19 protein-coding genes and 2 tRNA genes are annotated in these 17,656 nt (G+C 57.5%); 2 read left to right on the plus strand and 19 right to left on the minus strand.

Translation table 11 applies throughout. From position 1 onward, the window contains the following. Positions 1-6 precede the first annotated feature (6 nt). From nusA to HUV30_RS03805, 14 genes are all read right to left on the minus strand, one after another. Positions 7-1,326, minus strand: coding sequence for a transcription termination factor NusA (gene nusA, locus HUV30_RS03740; RefSeq protein ID WP_174404097.1), 1,320 nt, complete (start codon positions 1,324-1,326; stop codon positions 7-9). A 45-nt stretch (positions 1,327-1,371) separates the two neighbouring features. Further along, entirely contained in the window at positions 1,372-1,875 is a 504-nt protein-coding gene (locus HUV30_RS03745; protein WP_174404098.1) for an LSm family protein, read from the minus strand. A gap of 339 nt (positions 1,876-2,214) precedes the next feature. Further along, complete coding sequence (locus HUV30_RS03750) at positions 2,215-2,664, minus strand: Rrf2 family transcriptional regulator (RefSeq protein WP_174404099.1); 450 nt, start codon at positions 2,662-2,664, stop codon at positions 2,215-2,217. Positions 2,665-2,724: 60 nt separating this feature from the next. Continuing rightward, complete coding sequence (locus tag HUV30_RS03755; protein WP_174404100.1) at positions 2,725-3,081, minus strand: response regulator; 357 nt, start codon at positions 3,079-3,081, stop codon at positions 2,725-2,727. Positions 3,082-3,177: 96 nt separating this feature from the next. Continuing rightward, positions 3,178-4,572, minus strand: a complete 1,395-nt coding sequence (gene hmcF / locus HUV30_RS03760) for a sulfate respiration complex iron-sulfur protein HmcF (RefSeq protein WP_174404101.1) — start codon at positions 4,570-4,572, stop codon at positions 3,178-3,180. Between the two features lie 23 nt (positions 4,573-4,595). Beyond that, complete coding sequence (gene hmcE / locus HUV30_RS03765; RefSeq protein WP_174404102.1) at positions 4,596-5,276, minus strand: sulfate respiration complex protein HmcE; 681 nt, start codon at positions 5,274-5,276, stop codon at positions 4,596-4,598. 39 nt (positions 5,277-5,315) lie between these two features. Then, positions 5,316-5,459: a sulfate respiration complex protein HmcD gene (gene hmcD, locus HUV30_RS03770; RefSeq protein ID WP_174404103.1), complete on the minus strand. Its 144-nt coding sequence runs from the start codon at positions 5,457-5,459 to the stop codon at positions 5,316-5,318. Positions 5,460-5,477: 18 nt separating this feature from the next. After that, positions 5,478-6,638 (minus strand): sulfate respiration complex protein HmcC, encoded by a 1,161-nt coding sequence (hmcC, locus tag HUV30_RS03775; RefSeq protein WP_174404104.1) that lies wholly within the window; start codon positions 6,636-6,638, stop codon positions 5,478-5,480. Continuing rightward, positions 6,639-7,748 (minus strand): sulfate respiration complex iron-sulfur protein HmcB, encoded by a 1,110-nt coding sequence (gene hmcB, locus HUV30_RS03780; protein WP_174404105.1) that lies wholly within the window; start codon positions 7,746-7,748, stop codon positions 6,639-6,641. Positions 7,749-7,766: 18 nt separating this feature from the next. Continuing rightward, positions 7,767-9,374 carry a sulfate respiration complex hexadecaheme cytochrome HmcA gene (gene hmcA / locus HUV30_RS03785; protein WP_174404106.1) on the minus strand — a complete coding sequence of 536 codons (1,608 nt, stop codon included), beginning with the start codon at positions 9,372-9,374 and terminating at the stop codon, positions 7,767-7,769. Between the two features lie 520 nt (positions 9,375-9,894). Then, positions 9,895-10,833, minus strand: coding sequence for an ATP-grasp domain-containing protein (locus tag HUV30_RS03790; protein WP_174404107.1), 939 nt, complete (start codon positions 10,831-10,833; stop codon positions 9,895-9,897). 163 nt (positions 10,834-10,996) lie between these two features. Further along, positions 10,997-11,623, minus strand: a complete 627-nt coding sequence (locus tag HUV30_RS03795; RefSeq protein ID WP_174404108.1) for an RluA family pseudouridine synthase — start codon at positions 11,621-11,623, stop codon at positions 10,997-10,999. A gap of 48 nt (positions 11,624-11,671) precedes the next feature. After that, complete coding sequence (locus HUV30_RS03800; RefSeq protein WP_174404109.1) at positions 11,672-12,637, minus strand: hypothetical protein; 966 nt, start codon at positions 12,635-12,637, stop codon at positions 11,672-11,674. A 27-nt stretch (positions 12,638-12,664) separates the two neighbouring features. Then, complete coding sequence (locus HUV30_RS03805; protein ID WP_174404110.1) at positions 12,665-13,270, minus strand: hypothetical protein; 606 nt, start codon at positions 13,268-13,270, stop codon at positions 12,665-12,667. A gap of 166 nt (positions 13,271-13,436) precedes the next feature. Between HUV30_RS03805 and HUV30_RS03810 the strand changes: the two genes are divergently transcribed. Both HUV30_RS03810 and HUV30_RS03815 read left to right on the plus strand, forming a co-directional pair. Then, on the plus strand, positions 13,437-14,336 hold the full coding sequence (locus tag HUV30_RS03810) for a helix-turn-helix domain-containing protein (RefSeq protein ID WP_308480937.1): 900 nt from the start codon (positions 13,437-13,439) through the stop codon (positions 14,334-14,336). Between the two features lie 28 nt (positions 14,337-14,364). Continuing rightward, positions 14,365-14,670 carry a putative quinol monooxygenase gene (locus tag HUV30_RS03815; protein WP_174404112.1) on the plus strand — a complete coding sequence of 102 codons (306 nt, stop codon included), beginning with the start codon at positions 14,365-14,367 and terminating at the stop codon, positions 14,668-14,670. A gap of 232 nt (positions 14,671-14,902) precedes the next feature. On the opposite strand, the gene HUV30_RS03820 is transcribed toward HUV30_RS03815, so the two are convergent. From HUV30_RS03820 to HUV30_RS03840, 5 genes are all read right to left on the minus strand, one after another. Continuing rightward, entirely contained in the window at positions 14,903-15,238 is a 336-nt protein-coding gene (locus HUV30_RS03820) for a zinc ribbon domain-containing protein YjdM (protein ID WP_174404113.1), read from the minus strand. Between the two features lie 267 nt (positions 15,239-15,505). After that, positions 15,506-15,582, minus strand: a tRNA-Asp gene (locus tag HUV30_RS03825). 5 nt (positions 15,583-15,587) lie between these two features. Beyond that, positions 15,588-15,663 (minus strand) — tRNA-Val (locus tag HUV30_RS03830). A 77-nt stretch (positions 15,664-15,740) separates the two neighbouring features. Continuing rightward, positions 15,741-16,442 carry an isochorismatase family protein gene (locus tag HUV30_RS03835; protein ID WP_243452059.1) on the minus strand — a complete coding sequence of 234 codons (702 nt, stop codon included), beginning with the start codon at positions 16,440-16,442 and terminating at the stop codon, positions 15,741-15,743. A gap of 499 nt (positions 16,443-16,941) precedes the next feature. Next, the gene (locus HUV30_RS03840; RefSeq protein WP_174404114.1) at positions 16,942-17,382 is read right to left on the minus strand and encodes a flavodoxin; all 441 of its coding nucleotides are present in this window, start codon (positions 17,380-17,382) and stop codon (positions 16,942-16,944) included. Positions 17,383-17,656 lie beyond the last annotated feature (274 nt).

Raw genomic sequence — 17,656 nt, forward strand, 5'->3', positions numbered from 1 at the left:
CCGGTCTTATTCCGTTTCCTCTCCGTCCACGTTACCTTCCGGCGCAACCTCTTCTTCCTCGGCATGAGCAGGGTGCTCATCGCTCGTGTCTCCGACGGCGGAAGACAGGAAGTTGATCGCGGTCCGCAGGTCCGAGATCTTGGAGGCGGTAAGGCCCGGCACGCTTTCCAATTCTTCATCGGTAGCGTTGCGCAGGCTTTCAATGGTCTGGAAGCCGGCTTCAACAAACACTTCCAGCGGCACTTCAGCCACGCTGGCAAGCTGTTCAAGACCCTTGCCGATGGCATTGGCCTCATTATAGCGGCTTTCAGTAAAGATATCTATTTTCCAGCCCAGAAGCTTGGAAGCAAGCTTCACGTTCTGGCCCTTGCGGCCGATCGCGTTGGTGAGCTGATCGTCCGGCACCACCACTTCCAGCATGTTCTCATCCTCATCAACGATGATGCGGCTGATGGTTGCCGGAGACAGGGCGTTGCGGGCGTACGTTGCCACGTCAGCGCTCCACACGACGATGTCGATGCGTTCGCCGCGCAGTTCCTGAACGATGTTCTGGATGCGCGAACCGCGGATACCGACACATGCGCCCACCGGATCTACATCACGGTCACGGGACATGACAGCGGCCTTGGCGCGGCTGCCGGGATCGCGGGCAACGTTCATGATGACCACAGTGTTGTCGTCCACTTCAGGCACTTCGCGCTTGAACAGGGCAGACATGTAGTCGGGGTGCGAGCGGGAGACGATGACCTGCGGGCCCCGTCCTTCCTTGCGCACTTCGATAATCAGGGCCTGAACGCGGTCGCCGCGCTTGTAGTGTTCGCGGGGGATCTGCTCGTCCTTGGGAAGCAGGGCTTCCGTGCGGCCGAGGTTGATGATCCAACCGGACTTGTCGCGACGCTGCACAATGCCGCTGATGATATCGCCGAGGCGATCTTTGAATTCGTCATAGATGATTTCCTGCTCAGCATCACGCATGCGCTGGATAATCACCTGCTTGGCGGACTGGGCAGCGATGCGGCCCAGGTCTTCCACTTTGAGGCGGAAGCCCATTTCGTCGTCAAGCTGTACGGAGGGGTCGTGCTCCCGGGCTTCTTCGAGAGAAATCTGGGTTACCTCGTTCTCGACTTCCTTGGTCACGATCTTGAACTGGAAAACCTCGATCTCGCCGGTTTCCTCGTTGAAGCTCACTTCCACGTCCAGATCATCGCCAAACTTGCGTACCACAGAGGTGCGTACCGCTTCTTCCAGCGTATCGATCAGCATTTCACGATCAAGACCTCTGTCTTTGCTGATCTGGTCAATGGCTTTTTTGAGTTCCATGCTCATATGTTCTGTCCTCCGACTCGCTCCTGAGCACCGTCAGGCTGCGTGCTAGCGCTTCTTCTTGCCATTGCTCGTGTCCGGGAACACGTGGACCAGGTGCGCTTTCTTGATATCGTTCCAGTGTACGGTGAGTACACCCTCTTCTTCGGGGAGTGAGAGCGTAACGTCTTCGCCGTTTACGCCCTGCAGGGTGCCCGGGAATTTGCGCCGACCGGAAAATTCGCCGTGCGGTTCACGCAGCACGACAACCACGGGGCTGCCGACATAGGCGGCCATCTGCGCAGCTGAGAAGAAGGGGCGCTCAAGGCCGGGAGAAGAGACTTCCAATATATATGCACCGGAAATTATATCCTCTACCTCAAGAGCCAGACCGGTGTGACGGGAAATATCCGCACACTGGTCTATGTTCACGCCTTCGGGGCCTTCCACGTAGATGCGCACCACGAGTCTGGGGCCTGCTCCGAGTTCGAGCCCCCACAGGGTGAGGTTCATGGATTCCACAATCGGTTCAACGATTGCGAGGATTCGTGAATGCCTAGTGCTGCCACTCATGCTGCGATGTCCTTATACCTTGTTCGGCCAGGGGCCGCATGCCGTTGTCCGCGCATGCCGGTCCCTTGTGAATCTTAAAAAAAAATTGTGCTTCCCGAAGCTGGGGCAATAAAAAAAGGGGGCCCACACGGCCACCCCGGTCATTGCCGCCATGCGGCTACAGGATGTCTCGGCATAACTCGCTGAAAACGCGGACGTTTGTCAGAAAGTTGTCGGGGATGAATACACCACCCAACGCTGCCGAATCGATTTTTAATAACCTCTTCAGGTGGCTCTGTCAAGCGGTGCGGCTCTGCGTGAGCCTTCTGTTGCAATACTTTCAGGATGTTTCAGGAACCGTTATGCGCGGGGCGGAACGGAGTCGGGCTGGTTTTTCGGACAAAGGGATGTGTCGCGGATGAGATCTGCAAGTGTAAAGGTGTTCAGCTTGTTGTACATGGCCTTTGCACCTTCTTCCCATATGGTACGGGTAAGACACACGTGCATGCGCGGACAGCAGTTCTGTCGTTCGTCGCAGTCGTAGCAGGGGGCGGTTTTCTCAAGCGAGTGAGCCACATCGCCTATGGGAATGTCCTTGGGATCTTTGGCCAGCACGTAGCCCCCGTGCGCACCCAGACGGCTCTTGATGTAGCCGTCCTTTTTGAGGACGCGCATGAGTTTTTCCAGATACTTCAGGGAAATTTCCTGCCGCAAGGCAATATCCTTGATGGAAACCGGGCCATCTTCCTGATTCATTGCTATGTCGAGCAGCATTCTGGTGCCGTAGCGGCTTCTTGTGGTCAACTTCATGCTAAGTCGGTTTTTGCTATCCTGTAGAAGTCCGGCAGGGCCGAAGCCCTGCCGGTGTGGTTATCCGGGAAAAGTATCGCGAATTATCCCGATGAGCTTCTCGGGGTCGAACGGCTTGTTCACGGTTGCAACCGCGTTGGGAATGGCATGGTGCAGTCCGGGCAGTCCGCAGATGAGAATGAACGGAGTCTGCGACATGCCGTTCAGTGCCACCATATCCTTATAAAGCAGGGGGCCTGCTTCTCCGGGCATTTCCATGTCCAGTGTTATCAGGTCGGGCGGTTGTGCCGCTGCGTGGCGCACGGCCTGTTCGCGGCTGACCGCTCCTGTTGCTTCGTACCCTTGAGCCGTCAGGATGTTCACGAGATATTCGACGATGTTCTGGTCATCATCGACAACCATGATGCGTAAAGCCATGACGGTCGCTCCTGTTTGCACTGCGTGACAGACGAAGGGGCGCTGCCCTGCGGGCAGGAAATGCGCGGGGAGGCATGTGCCTCCCCGCGTCAGGCTCTATTCGTCTTCGTCTTCCTGCAGCTTCAGGTGATCGGGAATGATCGCCATCTTCAGGATCAGCGGCTTAAGGAAGGTCCAGCGGATGCCGATTTCAAACTCTTCCTCAAGGTCGCGGATGGCGTCCCAGCAGTTGTGGCAGGGAGCCACAACCAGCTTGCAGCCGGTAGCGAGGATCTGGTCGCGCTTGGTCTTCAGCGCTTCGTTACGCTGATGACGGTATTTGCCGATACCGTTGAAGCCGCCGCCGCCACCGCAGCAGTAGTTGTGCTCGCGGTTGGGGGCCATTTCACGGAAGTCTTCGGCAATGTAACTCATGATCTCGCGGGTAATGTTCGCAAGGCCGTGGTTACGCACGTAGTTGCAGGAGTCCTGAAGGGTGACAGGCTCCTTGATCTTCTTGGTCGGGTCGATCTTGATCTTGCCCGTGCGCAGCGCCTCTGCGAGCCATTCCACGTAGTGGATGTAGGGTGCGGGCGTAAGGCCATCTTCACGTCCGGCCCAGTAGGGGCCTTCAATGACGGTGGCACGGTGCGCATGGCCGCATTCGGTACCCACGACGCGCTTGGGGCGCAGGCGTTCGATGGCGGCGTAGACGGTTTCCACCTGCTTCTTGCAGGCAGCCCAGTCACCGGCGAACATGGCAAGAGAGGTCTGTTCCCAGCCGGTGCTCGGCACGGTCCAGTTCTCACCCGCAAGGTGGAAGAGGATTGCCGCTTCCGCAAGGTCTTCCGGATAGTGCTTGGGTTCGCGGGCATTCAGGGTGTACATGATGTCCGCATCTTCCTTGTCTACCGGAATTTCCAGGCCGGGCCATTCTTCGCCGTATTCGTCGGCCATCCATTCGCAGGTATCCACCCAATCTTCTTCGGTCACGTCCATCTGGGCGTTGTACACGCGGTGCATGCCGGAGCCGATCTTCATTTCCCACGGTACAAAACCCTGAGAGTAGAGAAGGCCGCGCAGGTAGCTGAACATGACGCCCATGTCGATGCCGTGGGGGCAGTACATGCCGCAACGGTTGCAGCAGGTGCACTGGGACCATGCAACGTCCACGCAGTGACGCATGAACTCGTTGCTCACATCGCCCTTTTTCTTGACGATTTCGCCAAGGGTGGACTGGATCTTATATGCCGGAACCTGCTTGGGATCACGATCGCTTACGCGATACAGGAAGCAGGAGTCGGCGCACATGCCGCAGTGGGCACAGATTTCGAGCCAGGTGCGGATGCGCGATTTGCAGGTTTTTTCAAGGGTCGCAGCCAGCGCGGGAACATCCACGTCCAGCTTCTTCATTTCCTCGTAGTACTGCGCGCCGCCCTTGTCGCCAAGAAGGGCCTTGAGGTCTTCTTCGGTGTTGACGGGGCGCTTATTGCAGAAAATACCTTCAGGCATTGGTTACTCCTAGAGGCTCGCTGTTACCAGGGGAAGGCGTAGTTCCGCTTCATGCCGCCGCGCTTGATGCTGTAGTCCATGCCCAGCTGACCGCGGGACATGAAGAAGAGCACGATGTGCGAGAGCTTGGTGAAGGGAGCGATGATGAGCAGCAGTTCGCCGGTAAGGATGTGGGCAGTGATCCAGAAATCATAGGTGCCCCAGTGCATACGGGCGACAAAGCCGGTCACGAACGGTGCCACGGAAACAGCCAGAATGAACCAGTCATAAGGCGTGGTGAGAATGCGCACCTCGGTCAGGGCGATGCGGCGCAGGGCCAGCATTACGCCGCCGATGATGGCGAGCACGGTCAGCACGTCTGCAACGATGGAAGGCAGCGCGGGCAGGCTGAAGCCGATAGCCTCTTCCAGCAGGACCTGGTGGCCCAGAAGGAACAGGGGAACCAGCACACCGCCGATGTGGAACAGGAAGAACGCGACAGCCATGAAGGGCTGGTCGCGCCAGCTGTACGTGCCACCGGGAATAAGCCAGCGGCGGATGGAGTGCAGGGCACCCTTGATACCGAGGGCCATATGGGGCTTGTAGGCAACGCGGTCGAGCTGCCAGTTCAGGCCCCTTACATACATGACGGCACGAAACGCGAGTCCCACGAAGAATACCGCGAGGGATATCAGCAGCATCGGTCCGGTAAGGAATCCAATCATTGTCTTCTCCTTGTCTTGCTAATGCGTGCTACGCGCAAGCTAGTACTTCCGGATCTTCTCGTCTCTGCCGGTGATGAACAGCCAGTAGCCGACAAAGCTGACCAGCGCCAGGCCCATCAGAATATAGACGATGGACTTGGTATGCAGCATGAAGTCGTGGAGGGTGTAGAAAATGTGTTCCATTGTTCTTTCTCCTTTGGCCTAGTGGGCGTCCTTGTACTCAGGATGCTCGTACAGAACAGGCATCTTGGTAGCAATGAACCGGTAGGTGGTGACGATCAGGGTTACAACGAAGATGGAGATGCCCACTTCCATCCAGCTGGGGAAGTAGCGCTCAGCAGCGGGAAGCTGCCAGTTGAAGGCAATCATGCTCACGTTGAAACGGTTGATCACGATACCGAGCACGCCGAAGACAGAGGCGATGCGCACGAGCTTGAGGTTCTTTTCACGTACGCCGAGGGCGTAGAGGAAAGAGGGCAGTGCGACAAAACCGAACATTTCGACGAGGAACCATGCACCGTAACCGGTGGCAAGGTACTGCCAGTCGTTGTCCATGGTGATGTCGAACACCTTGATGAAGAAGTAGCCCAGCAGGATGAAGGAGGCGGCCTTGGCCATGCCGAAAGCTACGCCGTCGGCTTCCTTCAGGTGGGTTTCGTCCATCTTGTCGTGCATGCCCTTGTGTGCCAGCGTTCCTTCAAAGATGACCATGGAAGCACCTGCCACCATGGAAGACATGAAGAAGAACACGGGCAGGAAGCTGGAATACCACAGCGGGTGCAGCTTGCCGGGGGCGATGAGGAAGAGCGCGCCGAGCGAGCTCTGGTGCATGGTGGAAAGAACCACGCCGAGAATGGTCAGGGGCAGAGTCAGCCTGATCACGAAGTTACGGATCTTGCGGAAGCCCAGCCATTCCAGAGCGGCGGGAGACCATTCCACGAACAACACGGTCACGTACGTGGCAACGCACAGACCCACTTCGAACAGAAGCGAGGTGGTACCCTGCGAGTATACCAGCGGATAAGGCAGGCGCCACGGATGACCAAGGTCGTACATCAGGGCTACAACAACGAAGAAGTAGCCGAGGAAGGCCGTGGTAATGGCGGGACGCACTGCGGAATGATAGCGCTTGAGCCCGAAAAGGTAGCAGGATGCGGAGGTTACGTACCCGCCGGCGGCGAGTGCTACGCCGCACATGAGGTCAAACCCGATCCAGATGCCCCAGGGGTTGTTGTCGTCAAGATTGGTGACAGCACCGATCCCTTTGTAGAAGCGCAGGAACGTAAGCACCAGACCGCCGGCAAGGATGAAGGCGGTAAGAACGTTGCCCGGCGTCCAGAATGATTTCTGGTTATTGCTCATTTATGCTTCCTCCTCCGGGGAATTCCCGGCGTCGGTGTCTTCTGCTTCGGCAGGAGCCTGCATGGCGGCGAGCTTTTCGTCGAAAGACTGCTGGGCTTCGGCAACGGCCTTCTTCACCTCGCGGTCAACAGCGGCAGCCTTGTCCTTGGCAGCCTTGTCCAGCGCGGTCTTCATGGCGTTGTCTGCATCGGCCTTGGTCTTGTCGATGGCTTCGCGAACTGCGTCGGCCTGTTCTTCCGCAGCGATCTTTTCCTTACGCTTGCTGATGCCGTAGGCACCTGCCAGCAGTACGGGCCAGATACCCACAACCATGGGAACCGCACCCAGTGCGCCGGAGGTAAGCTCGGGCGCGGAGGTCTTGCCCACTACGGGCATGCCCAGCTCGGTGTGCGGCACGGCAGACAGGTACAGCCAGCTGGTGCCGCCTGCTTCCTTTTCGCCGTAGATGTGGTTCTCGTAGCGCTCGGGGTACTTGCGGATGCGGTCACGGGCAATGGCGAGAAGGTCCTCGCGTCTGCCGAAGGTGAGCGCTTCCTTGGGGCACTTTTCAACGCAGCCGGGCAGCTTGCCTTCCTGAATACGGGGATGGCACATGGTGCACTTCTGCACCAGCGGATCCAGCGGATCATCGTATTCGAAGGTGGGCACGCCGAAGGGACATGCGACCATGCAGTAGCGGCAGCCGACACACAGGTCGCCGTTGTAGGTAACGGAACCGTCAGGATTCTTGGTGAACGCCTTGACGAAGCAGGCGGACGCACAAGCGGGTTCCTGACAGTGGTTACACTGCTGCTTGCGGAAGATGGGATGATCAAGACCGGCGGTGTTGTACTTGTTCACAACGGTGTAGGTCTTGGCATCGGTTCTGCGCTTGGTGTCCAGCACGGTCAGGTCGTCATAGGCGACCTCGGGCTTGGGCAGATTGTTCACCTCTGCACAGGCCTGCTCGCATTTGCGGCAGCCGATGCAGCGGGTGCTGTCATGCAGGACGCCCATGGCGTCCGGATAACCGTTGAAGGTGTGGGTTCCTGCGGCCTTGACCTTGGTTGCGCCCATGGCAGAGGCAAGACCGGCACCACCCAACAGGCTCAGGAATTTTCTGCGATCCATAACTGATCCTCCCGGGTCCTAGTTAGTGCGCTCGGCGTGACATTCCTTGCACGCCGTGGCCTTGGGCTTTTCAAGCTTCATGGCTGCGTGGCAGCCCATGCACTGCTGATGGTATGCAGCCTTCAGGCCGGGGCGGTCGCCCTTGTCGGCTTCGAAAGGCTTGCCGTGGCAGCTCTGACACTTGGGCGGCGTCTTGCTGACGGGGCTGTTATGATGGCAGCCCTGGCAGAAGGTGCCGGGATCGGTGTGGAAGCTTGCAGCCATCTTGTTGCCGGCCACTGCTGCGATCATGGTCTTCACGATCTTGCGGTGGGGCATCTTGGAAGGCTCGTACTTGTCGGCAATGGCGCCGATTTCAACGAACTCGGGAATGTCCTCGTCGCCGTAGACAGGCATGGTGGTCGGGCGTGCGCTCACAAGAGCGGATGCTGCGGCCAGCTTCTGATCCTTGTCCATGGCAGCCAGTTCATCACCCTTGGGAGCGTTCTTCTCGTGGCAGGTAGCACAGGACTGCTCGGAAGGAGCGGCCTTGGGCATCAGGCTGTGGCAGCCGGCACAGGAAGGATCGGTCTTGGCGGTGTTATGGCAGCCCACGCAGGAAGTCTTGCTCTTGACGGCGTGCATTGCCTGTTCCAGCTGAACGAAATTGCCTTCTTTCTTGCCTGCCACGGTGTGGCATTCAGTACAGGAGGCGATCTTTTCATGGTGACAGGTGCGGCAGTTGTCCAGAGAGGCTTCGTGCAGCTTGTGGTTGAAGGCCACTGCGGGCAGCTTTGCCTTCTTCAGGTCGTCAGCAACAACGAGGGTGGCATCAGGCTGGCCGCGTTCGAGACGGGGCACTTCCGTAACCACTTTGTACTGCTTCTGCGCTTCGGCGGTGTGGCAACCTGCACAGGTGACGGGACCGGTATCACCGGTGGTCTTCACGTGGCAGAGCACACAGGATTCGTGAGCGGCAACCTTGAAGGCGGGCTTCATCTTGTCAGCGCCTTCGGCAACGGGAGTAGGCTCGCTCTTATGACAGGCGCGGCAGGAATCTTCGGTATTCTTCTTCCATTCGGCCTTCTTGGTAGCGGGATCATACACGTGGTGGCATGCGCCACAGTTCACATCCTGTCCTGCAACCTTGATGGTCTTGGCGGAAATGTGACGGTAATGCAGGGACTTATCCATTCCCACTTCCTTCCATGCGGAAGCATCTGCGGGATTGGGATTGTGACAGGCGCGGCATTCGCCTTCCTGCGGTCCCGTGTTGTTGCCTGCGGCAGCCTGTTCGGCATGGCAGGCGAAACAGTTAGTGTGATAGAGTTTCTTGAGTTCTTCTGCGCTACCGTCCTCGGTGCGCATGAACTTAAGAGACATTTTACCATCCTGCGTTTTGTGACAAGCGGAGCAATCTTTGTTCAACTTTTTCATTGCTTCCGTATGCAGGTCATGGCGATAGGTAACAGCCGGCAACTCGGTGTTCCCCATTTTCCCGATCACATCGATGGTGACGATGTCAGCATAGCTACCGGCAGAGGATACCTCGGCCTTGGAGCTCCGCGCCTCGTGTCCCCAGACCGAGACGAGTGCTACCGCAACCAGCAGTCCCGCCCATCGCAGCAGTGATCTTCCTTTCATCATAGTGGCAGTCCTTTCGATGAAATTACAAACACGTCCTTCAGACTTCCCTCAGCCGATCGCCCTTCGCTCCGGTTCCCTGCGGAACGGCGGGACAGGTTGTAACCTTGCTGCATAGAAACGTGACAACAAGCTGGCAACTTGCTGTCATAACAGGCTATTCCATGCTGCTCATATCCTTTTGTCTACCTTGCGGGGCAAGCCCTTACAGGGTGGAACAAACCCATACCGTGTAGCGGTAAAAACCTACCATGTTGGTATGAGTTAAATCCTACCCATCAGGTAGGCGAAATGACTATGTGCGTCAAGGACAATTTTAGATTTTGCCGACAAGACTACGCGTGGATAATTGGCTGATTTAATTGGGATCATGATTGGTCAGATGACCAGTCCGGATGCGCCTAACTGTTCAAGAAGCAAGGCGCGGGAAGGGTTATGTACGACTCCGGTAGGAAATGATTCGCACCCGGAGGAAGGTGAAAAAAATCTTGGGGAAAGAGATAAAAAGGAAGGGAAAGGCGGATTAATGCCAGAGAATGTGGCCGAGCACGGTTTCAGCCAGATCCGTGCCGGTAAGATCGCGGATGGTGCGTATGCCGCCGGGGCTGAGCACATTGAATTCAATGACGTAGGGGAAGACAAGGTCGATGCCCGCGAAGGATACCCCCCTCTCCATGAGCCATGTGCCGAGCCGTGCGCACAGGGCAGCTTCATCCGCCGTGAGGGAATATGGTTCGCTGCTGGCCCCCTGCGCCAGATTGGTACGGTGGTCGTGCACGGCCTTGCGTCTGTACTGACCCACCACCTTGCCCGCAGCCATGAGCACGCGCACCTCGCCCTGCCGTATTTCCGGCACATAGCGCTGCAGCAGGCAGTAGCGGCCTTCGCCGTTGCCGGTCATGTTATGCAGAATGGCCCGTGCGTTGGTGTCCGTGCGGGAAATGAGAAACACATCACGGCCGAAGGCTTCCGCCGGGGGTTTGACAATCCATTTCTCGTCCGCAGGCGCATCGGGAGAGGCAACCACGGACCACAGGTAGTCCGCGTCGCATGAGGCGTAGGTTTCCGGATAGCGGAATACATCGCCCATGCCAGCCATGTAGTACTTGCTGTTCAGGTGCATGAGCGCGTCCACGGAATTGGCCACGGGGGTGGTTTCCGCGAGCAGGCGCAGCAGTTGCAGCTTGTCGAGAAAGGCTCCGCGCCTGCCGAAGCTGAGCACTTGCACGTGGTCGAAATCACGCAGCGGCATGTTCTGCGGTTCGGGGGCAATGTGCAGTTCGCCGGATTTCGTCAGCGAGGGCGCGTAGGTATCGCACACCACCATGCCGTTGCGCAGCCCCAGCGTGTCCATGGCCCCGAAACGAGGAGCCAGCCCCATGCGCAGAGCTGCGCGGGCGAATTCAACGCCGTTTTCCGGATCGTCAAAGGGACTGCGGACAAGAAGGCAGATGGTGGTCATGGTTGTATGAAGGTTACCTGTTTATGAGTTAGTCGCTGGATTGTATAGACTATCAGCGCCTTCATGAAGTCTTTTTTATGCTATCGGGTTGCGGTTGATCTGTGCGGGGGGCGCACCTGATGCGCATCCTCGCCAAGACACAATGCTCACATGCTCCGGTTCCCTAAAATTCGGGTACGGAGCAGAAGGCCATCTCTTCTTCCGTTGCCGGATGGCAAAAGCGCAGATAGGCCGCATGCAGATGCAGCATGTCGCCGTCTTCGGCATTGCCGTAGAGAAAATCGCCCACGATGGGGCAGCCCAGCCCGAACTTATGCGCGGCATGAAACCGCAGCTGGTGGGTGCGGCCGGTTATGGGGATGAATTCCACACGCGTGCGGCCCCGTCTGCGTTCCAGCACGCCCCATTCGGTGATGCCGATCTTGCCGTGGATGGGATCATATATCTGATAGGGGCGGTTGAAGATGTCCAGTCGTGTGGGCAGGGTTATTTCGCCGGAATCACCACGCACGTCGCCTTCCAGTACGGCGATGTAGCGCTTGTCCACACGGCGTTTGGCAAACTGGATGGAAAGCTCGCGCTGCGCGAAGGCCGAAATGCCGAATACCAGCAGGCCGGCTGTGGCCTGATCGAGCCGGTGCACAACGGGAATCTCGACACTCTCGGGAAACAGCGCACGCACGCGGTTCATGGCGCAATCCTGCTTGTGCGGTCCCACGCCGGGGACGGAAAGCAGGCCGCCGGGCTTGTTGACCACTACGATATGTTCGTCGCTGTACAGTATTTCCACAGGGTGTCCTTTGCATTCGGGTGCTGTTTCAGGGCAGGGAAGCGGGGTTTATCCGGTTACCGCCCGTTCTTCAAGCCCGCAGAGCATATAGCCGAGAATGGGGTAGCACTTGTCCTGACAGGATGGGTAGAACTCCCCGTGTTGGCGTGCGCCCGAGCGGCTTTCACGCCCCCAGTAGAATTCGGCCAGCCCCAGCGGAGTCATGTTGTGCAGAATGGCATATTGCAGCAGCTTGGGGGCGCAGCAGTCGCCCGTGCCGGTGGGAACACCGCGCCCTGCGGGGAAAATCTCGAACAGCGAGGCCGCCCTGTCCGCCCTGTTGCCGAAGCTGTGCACGCGGTACAATTCGTGGATGGCCCGCATGGAACGCTGCGAAAGGCCCTTGCGCTCGTCAACGAGGGCGGCGCGTTCACGCATGAGCAGGTCGATCCGTGTCGGGGCAGGGGCTTCGTCAACAGACATGGGGCCAGTGCCTGCCGTGACTACAGGGGCTGTAGTGTCGGGGATGCCTTGTGGTGCCTGCTCAGCCGCGTCGCGCTCATCGGCAATGGCCGCATCCAGTTCCCGTATGCGTCTGCCCAGCGCGTTGATGACGGGGTCATCCTTGGCAACCTGCGCGTCAAAGGCCGCAATATCTATGAGCGGCGGAACCCAGCCAGCCACATGCCACACCCGGTTGTACTGGGCGGAAAAAGCGCGCAGCGTGCCATAGCCACCGTCCTGTGTGCGGACAACCAGCACGCCGAACATCTGGCCCCGTGCCACGCCGTGCAGATAGTCCAGCGAGAAATGCGGATCGGCGGCATCGTCCGGTGCCTGCATGTCTATGCGCCCATGCTGCTCAAGAAGGCGCATGAGCGATGCGCATTCGGCACGCGCCACGCCTGCGGGCAGGGTATGTTCCCTTCCGCAACGCGGGCACAGGCCGCGCGTGGTGACAGCGGCATCATACAGCGGGTGCGATGCATCCGGTGCGGCGCCGTGCGGCAGGTCTATGGTTAGCGGGAAAAGCATATGCGGGTTTTCCGTGCGGCAGAGCGGTTAGCGCAGAATGCGTCCTGCCTGCTGCAGGCGGGCGGCCTTCCATACGAAATTGGCCACATCCTTGTTCACGTTGCTCTCGAACCGCTTGATCTGATTCACCACATCCTTGTCGAGCTGGTCCGATTCCGTACCGACGTACACTTCGCCCCAGAGGCGCTGGATGACAAAGGAGCAGGCCGAGAGAATGGCCACAAGTCCGCATGCCTCGTCGGTGAGTTCGGACGAATCCTTGCCCTGCAGAAAGCCTGCATGCAGCGAGTTGATCTCGCCGCCGCGCACGTTCAGGTAGTGTTCAAGCTGCGCCCCTGTGGTGGGTACATCCAGCCTCGTGAGGCGGAAGGGGGATTTCTTCTTGGTGTGCTCGCCAAGGCGATGCCAGAACGCGGTGAAGGCTCCGTAAAATGTCTGCGATGCAGCCTTATCCGCAAAGGCGGGCTGTTCTTCCCAGAAGATGGTGAAGAGGGCTACCGGATTGATTTCCGCAGGGGCAACCGTTTCACCCATCAGAAAAGCTCTTATGGCGGCGAAATCATAGGTGCAGGGGTACAGAGCAAGCTGGTTTTCTACCTGCTCACGTATGGCAGTATCGGAAAGAGTGGTCACTGGCAGCCTCCGTGCAGTTTCAGAAAAGAGTCCGGCGCCGGCGGAAAAAGTAAATCCCGCATGCGCCGGGTATCAGTAGCTCAGAGTGCCGCATATGTGAAGAGCCGCATGCAGAGGGGCAACGTCCCTCTTGCCGGGACGGGGTTCATGCAGTAACTCGCACGCCATGATACTCCGTAAGGATTCTTCCGCGCCGTGCCCGACAGGCTCAGAGTCTGCATCTCGGCGTGGTGAACAGGCCTTTCCTTGTCCGGCACTGCGTCCTTTTGTGGACAGATACTGGACATGGGAAGCTGGTTCCAGCCAATCTACCCTGCAGCCACGATTCTTTCCCGGAACCGGGATGGAATTGATTTTTCATTACGGCCCACCATTCAATTACCGGCTTGGAGCGGGAGAGTTACGACAAGCCGCTCCGGCACATGTTATGTGCCTCAGAGAAACATCGGCGGAACTGTTTCCGGCAGAGCATACGGGATTTCTGTCTGTGCGGTTGCGTTCGGGCGCGTTTAACCGCTTTTGTCCGACACCGGCCGGACATCTGACAGACGGGTTTACAGATGCCCGAGATCTGTTTGGCGTAGCTTTGGGTGACATGGAATTGCGCATTGCCGAGGCTGGAGACTTTTTTTCCAGAGTTGCGTTGGTGGAGGCATTTCTGCTGGAATGCTTCACGGCCAGGGCCGGTGAGTGGGATGAGCGAATTTTTGCTGCTGCCCAGCAACTATATTATGGATATGCCGAGGGGATCGTAGATTCCGCGCTGGCTCTTGCCGGAGTAGGGATACGCCAGTTCCAGCGGAGATTTCAGGAAGATATGGGGATGGGACCCAGGCAATTCATCAAGATATCGCGTTTTCACCATGCGGTGCGCTCTTTGTTGCTGAATGAAGCGGAGTCTCTTCTTGAAGTCGCCCTGCAGCACGGATATTATGATCAGTCGCATTGCATCCGCGATTTCAGGATGTTCGCTTCAATGCGGCCATCAGAATTTTTGCCAGTTACGCCTCGCATGACGCATTTTTACAATACGAGTCGGCCGGCGGGGTTTAGAGACGCTCCATGATAAACAATAACTTTCATGGAGGTAGCGAATGATAATTCTCATAGCGACGTTTCAAGCAATACATGGCAAGAGTTATGAACTAGAAGCAGCCTTTCGCGGAATGATGGGGCCGACTACAGCTGAACAGGGTGCGTTGGAATACCGCCTGCATCGTTCTCTGGAACGTAATGATACGTTTTTCTTTTACGAGAAATATGCTGACAAGGCTGCTATGGATTTGCATCTGGCGTCTTCACACTTTGCTGTCCTGATGGAAAAAGTGCAGCCGATGCTGGCGGGAGCACCGCAGGTGGATACGCTTGAGTTTCTGGAGGGGATTCCGGAAAGAGGATAACAAAAGGGGCCGCAAAAGCGGCCCTTTTTGTTTAATTGCGTTGTGAGCATGATTCCGGTCCGGGGATGCGGAAGAGCACGGGGTTAAGTATTGCCATGTATCACGCTTGATAATTGAATAAGACCCTATTGTTTAATGCGGTCTTCGTTCTTGAGTTCACGGCTTGAAGGTCGTCGGAGATTAGCTTTGTGCAGCTGTGTTGCCGGGGTGGGCTTTATTGGTCTCCGGAAAATCAGCCTTTCTTGACCACGGAGGTCTTCAGCATCATTGCGCCGAAGCCGGGAATCTTGCAGGAAATGTCGTGCACGCCGTCTTCGGGTTCGACGAGCTTGATGCCCTTGACCTTGGTGCCCTTCTTGATGGCGGAGGCAGCGCCCTTGACCTTCAGATCCTGAATGATGATGACGGTGTCGCCATCCACCAGCACGTTGCCGTTGGCATCCTTGTAGACACGTTCCCCGGTTTCGCCGGGCTTCATTTCAAAACCGCATTCCGGGCAGATGATCATGTTGCCGTCGGAGTACATGTATGCGGAGTTGCACTGCGGGCAATTGGGGATGTTATCCATGAGCTTCCAACCTGTAGTTTTGCCTCTCAGTTCCGGAGGCGTGTATCGAAAAAGGCCTGTTGGCCGCATCCTGACGCGATATTGCGATAAGGACAAGCAATCTTCGGTTCATGCGGCCTGTCCTGCTGGCAGGGAGCCGGTTGCCGTCTGCGCACGCGGTGGCAGGGGCCGGATGCTGACGGCACGGCAGGTTTCTGCAATTCCTGACCGCCCGGCAGCGGATAAAAGTAAAGGGCCGCATCTTGCGATGCGGCCCCTTGACTACCGTGGCGGAGCGGACGGGACTCGAACCCGCGGCCTCCGGCGTGACAGGCCGGCGTTATAACCGACTTAACTACCGCTCCGTTTGTGGTGGACGGTGCAGGGCTTGAACCTGTGACCCCCGCCGTGTGAAGGCGATGCTCTACCAGCTGAGCTAACCGTCCGTGAAGGAGCACTGTTTATATGGAGTCCGTTCCGCTGTCAACAGGATTGCGACACCTTTGTGACGGTTTCTGAAAAATTATTCTATGCTGATGTCAGCGGTGCGCGTCAGCACTGTTCTCTGGGCTGTTGCCGGGCCTGTGTGCAGCAGCCACACTGCGGCCTGTTCTATGTAGAGCGAAGAGGCGGAAAGGCCGTCCACCGGCAATATGACCTGCAATCCACGCTGGGCCGCACCCGTGGCCGTGTGCAATACCGCCCCGTGGGCTGCGGTGCCGGTGATGATGACGGCGTTAACCCGCAGGTCTTCAAGAATGGTCTGCAAGGGAGTGTTCAGAAACTTGTCCACGCTTGCCTGCACGATGGGGTCGCCATTTTCCGGAGTAACGGGCGGCAGGATGGTTTCGCGCGTGCCTTTGGTGGTGAGGCTGTAGACAACGGGCATTCCGGCCTTGCGGGCCTTGTCCATCAAGGCGGCTATGCGCGGCACGGTTTCAAGACAGCGTGGCCGGCGGTCTGCGTTGCAGGTGCGCTCTTCAATATCCAGTATGAGCAGAGCTGTTGTGGTGTGGTCCACAGACACGGACTGCAAGGGGGGAGGTGCGGGTGCCTCGGCACCTGACCATACTTCGGATATGTCTTTGTATTCGGCGGCGCGCACGGGCAGGGCGGCCAGCAGTACAAAGGCCATGCCCAGCATGGCAAGCTGCAGCAGGTGCCGCGTGAAAGATGACGAAAGGGCAACGGTGTGCGCTTTGGCAGTGTGGTTGAATCTGGACATGGCATACTCTCATGGCACTTGGCGGGCCGGTTGGGGGTTGCCGATAGAGGGGCATGGGGCCGACAGGGATATCTATTGAGGAGACCGGATATGGGAACTCCAGTATTCAGCATTGCCTTATGGTGGAAAGGTGTCAATGAAATCCTTTGGCGAGGCTTCCGTCTGGAAATCGGCGGTTCCGGTTTGGAAACCGTCAGGCAACCGTGAGGCAGCAGGCAAGGACTGGCCAGATGCCGGTCAAATCTCTGCCAGATACTGTTCAGATACCGGCTGGCTCCACAGTTCAGACAGCGGGAATGCAGGGGGCCAGTTACAATACAAGAAAAGGGCCGCCCTGGTAAAGGCGGCCCGTTTTTTGCCGGATGGCATCTATATATGGATGCAGTGTGTGCTTGAAGCGCGTGTCAGCATATTCATGTTGATGCACTATTGCCAGCTGGTGATGTCCGTGGAGATAGTCGTGGCGAGATCCGCCACTTCCCCCGCATCGGCACCGTGCCTACATCTTGCCGAGTACTTCCTCAGCCCACGCAACAACGTCTCCCTTGTCAGGATCGCCGTCAATCTTGAGGCCGTCCGTGACAATGTCTGCGCCAAGGGCTTCCAGCTTTTCTTCAATGGCATCCACTGCGCCGCAGAAATAGGTGTATGAGGAATCGCCGCATCCGAACACGGCAACCTTTTTGCCGCCAAGGCCGCTGTTTTCAAGTTCGTCGTACAGGGGGATGAAGTCATCCTGCAGTTCGATTTCCTCGTCGCCCCATGTGGAGCAACCGAGCAGCACGAGATCGTAGTCGCCACCAAGCGCCACGGCAGGAACGTCTGCCGCATTTTTCATTTCAACCTCAAACCCCTTGCGGGAAGCGGTGTCTGCAATATAGCGGGCCGTGGTTTCCGTATTGCCTGTGGTGGAACCGAACACGATAAGAGCCTTGGGCATGGTCATATCCTTTGGTTGCAGGTTGCGGGAGTGTTCCCGTTCATGATTGTGACTTGATATTGAAATTCAATTTCAATTGCAAGACCTATTTTGCGATGCGGAGAAAAATTTGGTTGCGCCTCGGCAGCGGGCCGTATGATTCTTATAGGAAGCAATGGAAACAGCCCTGTCACTCAGGTGGCAGGGCTGTGATGGTTGATGACAAAACTTCGTTTTCAGTAAACCCACATTCCCGTTAAGCCGGGACTGAAGTTCAAAAACGGATTTGCATCGC

Origin of the sequence: Desulfovibrio subterraneus (assembly GCF_013340285.1) — a bacterium.
Classification (GTDB): Bacteria; Desulfobacterota; Desulfovibrionia; order Desulfovibrionales; family Desulfovibrionaceae; genus Halodesulfovibrio; species Halodesulfovibrio subterraneus.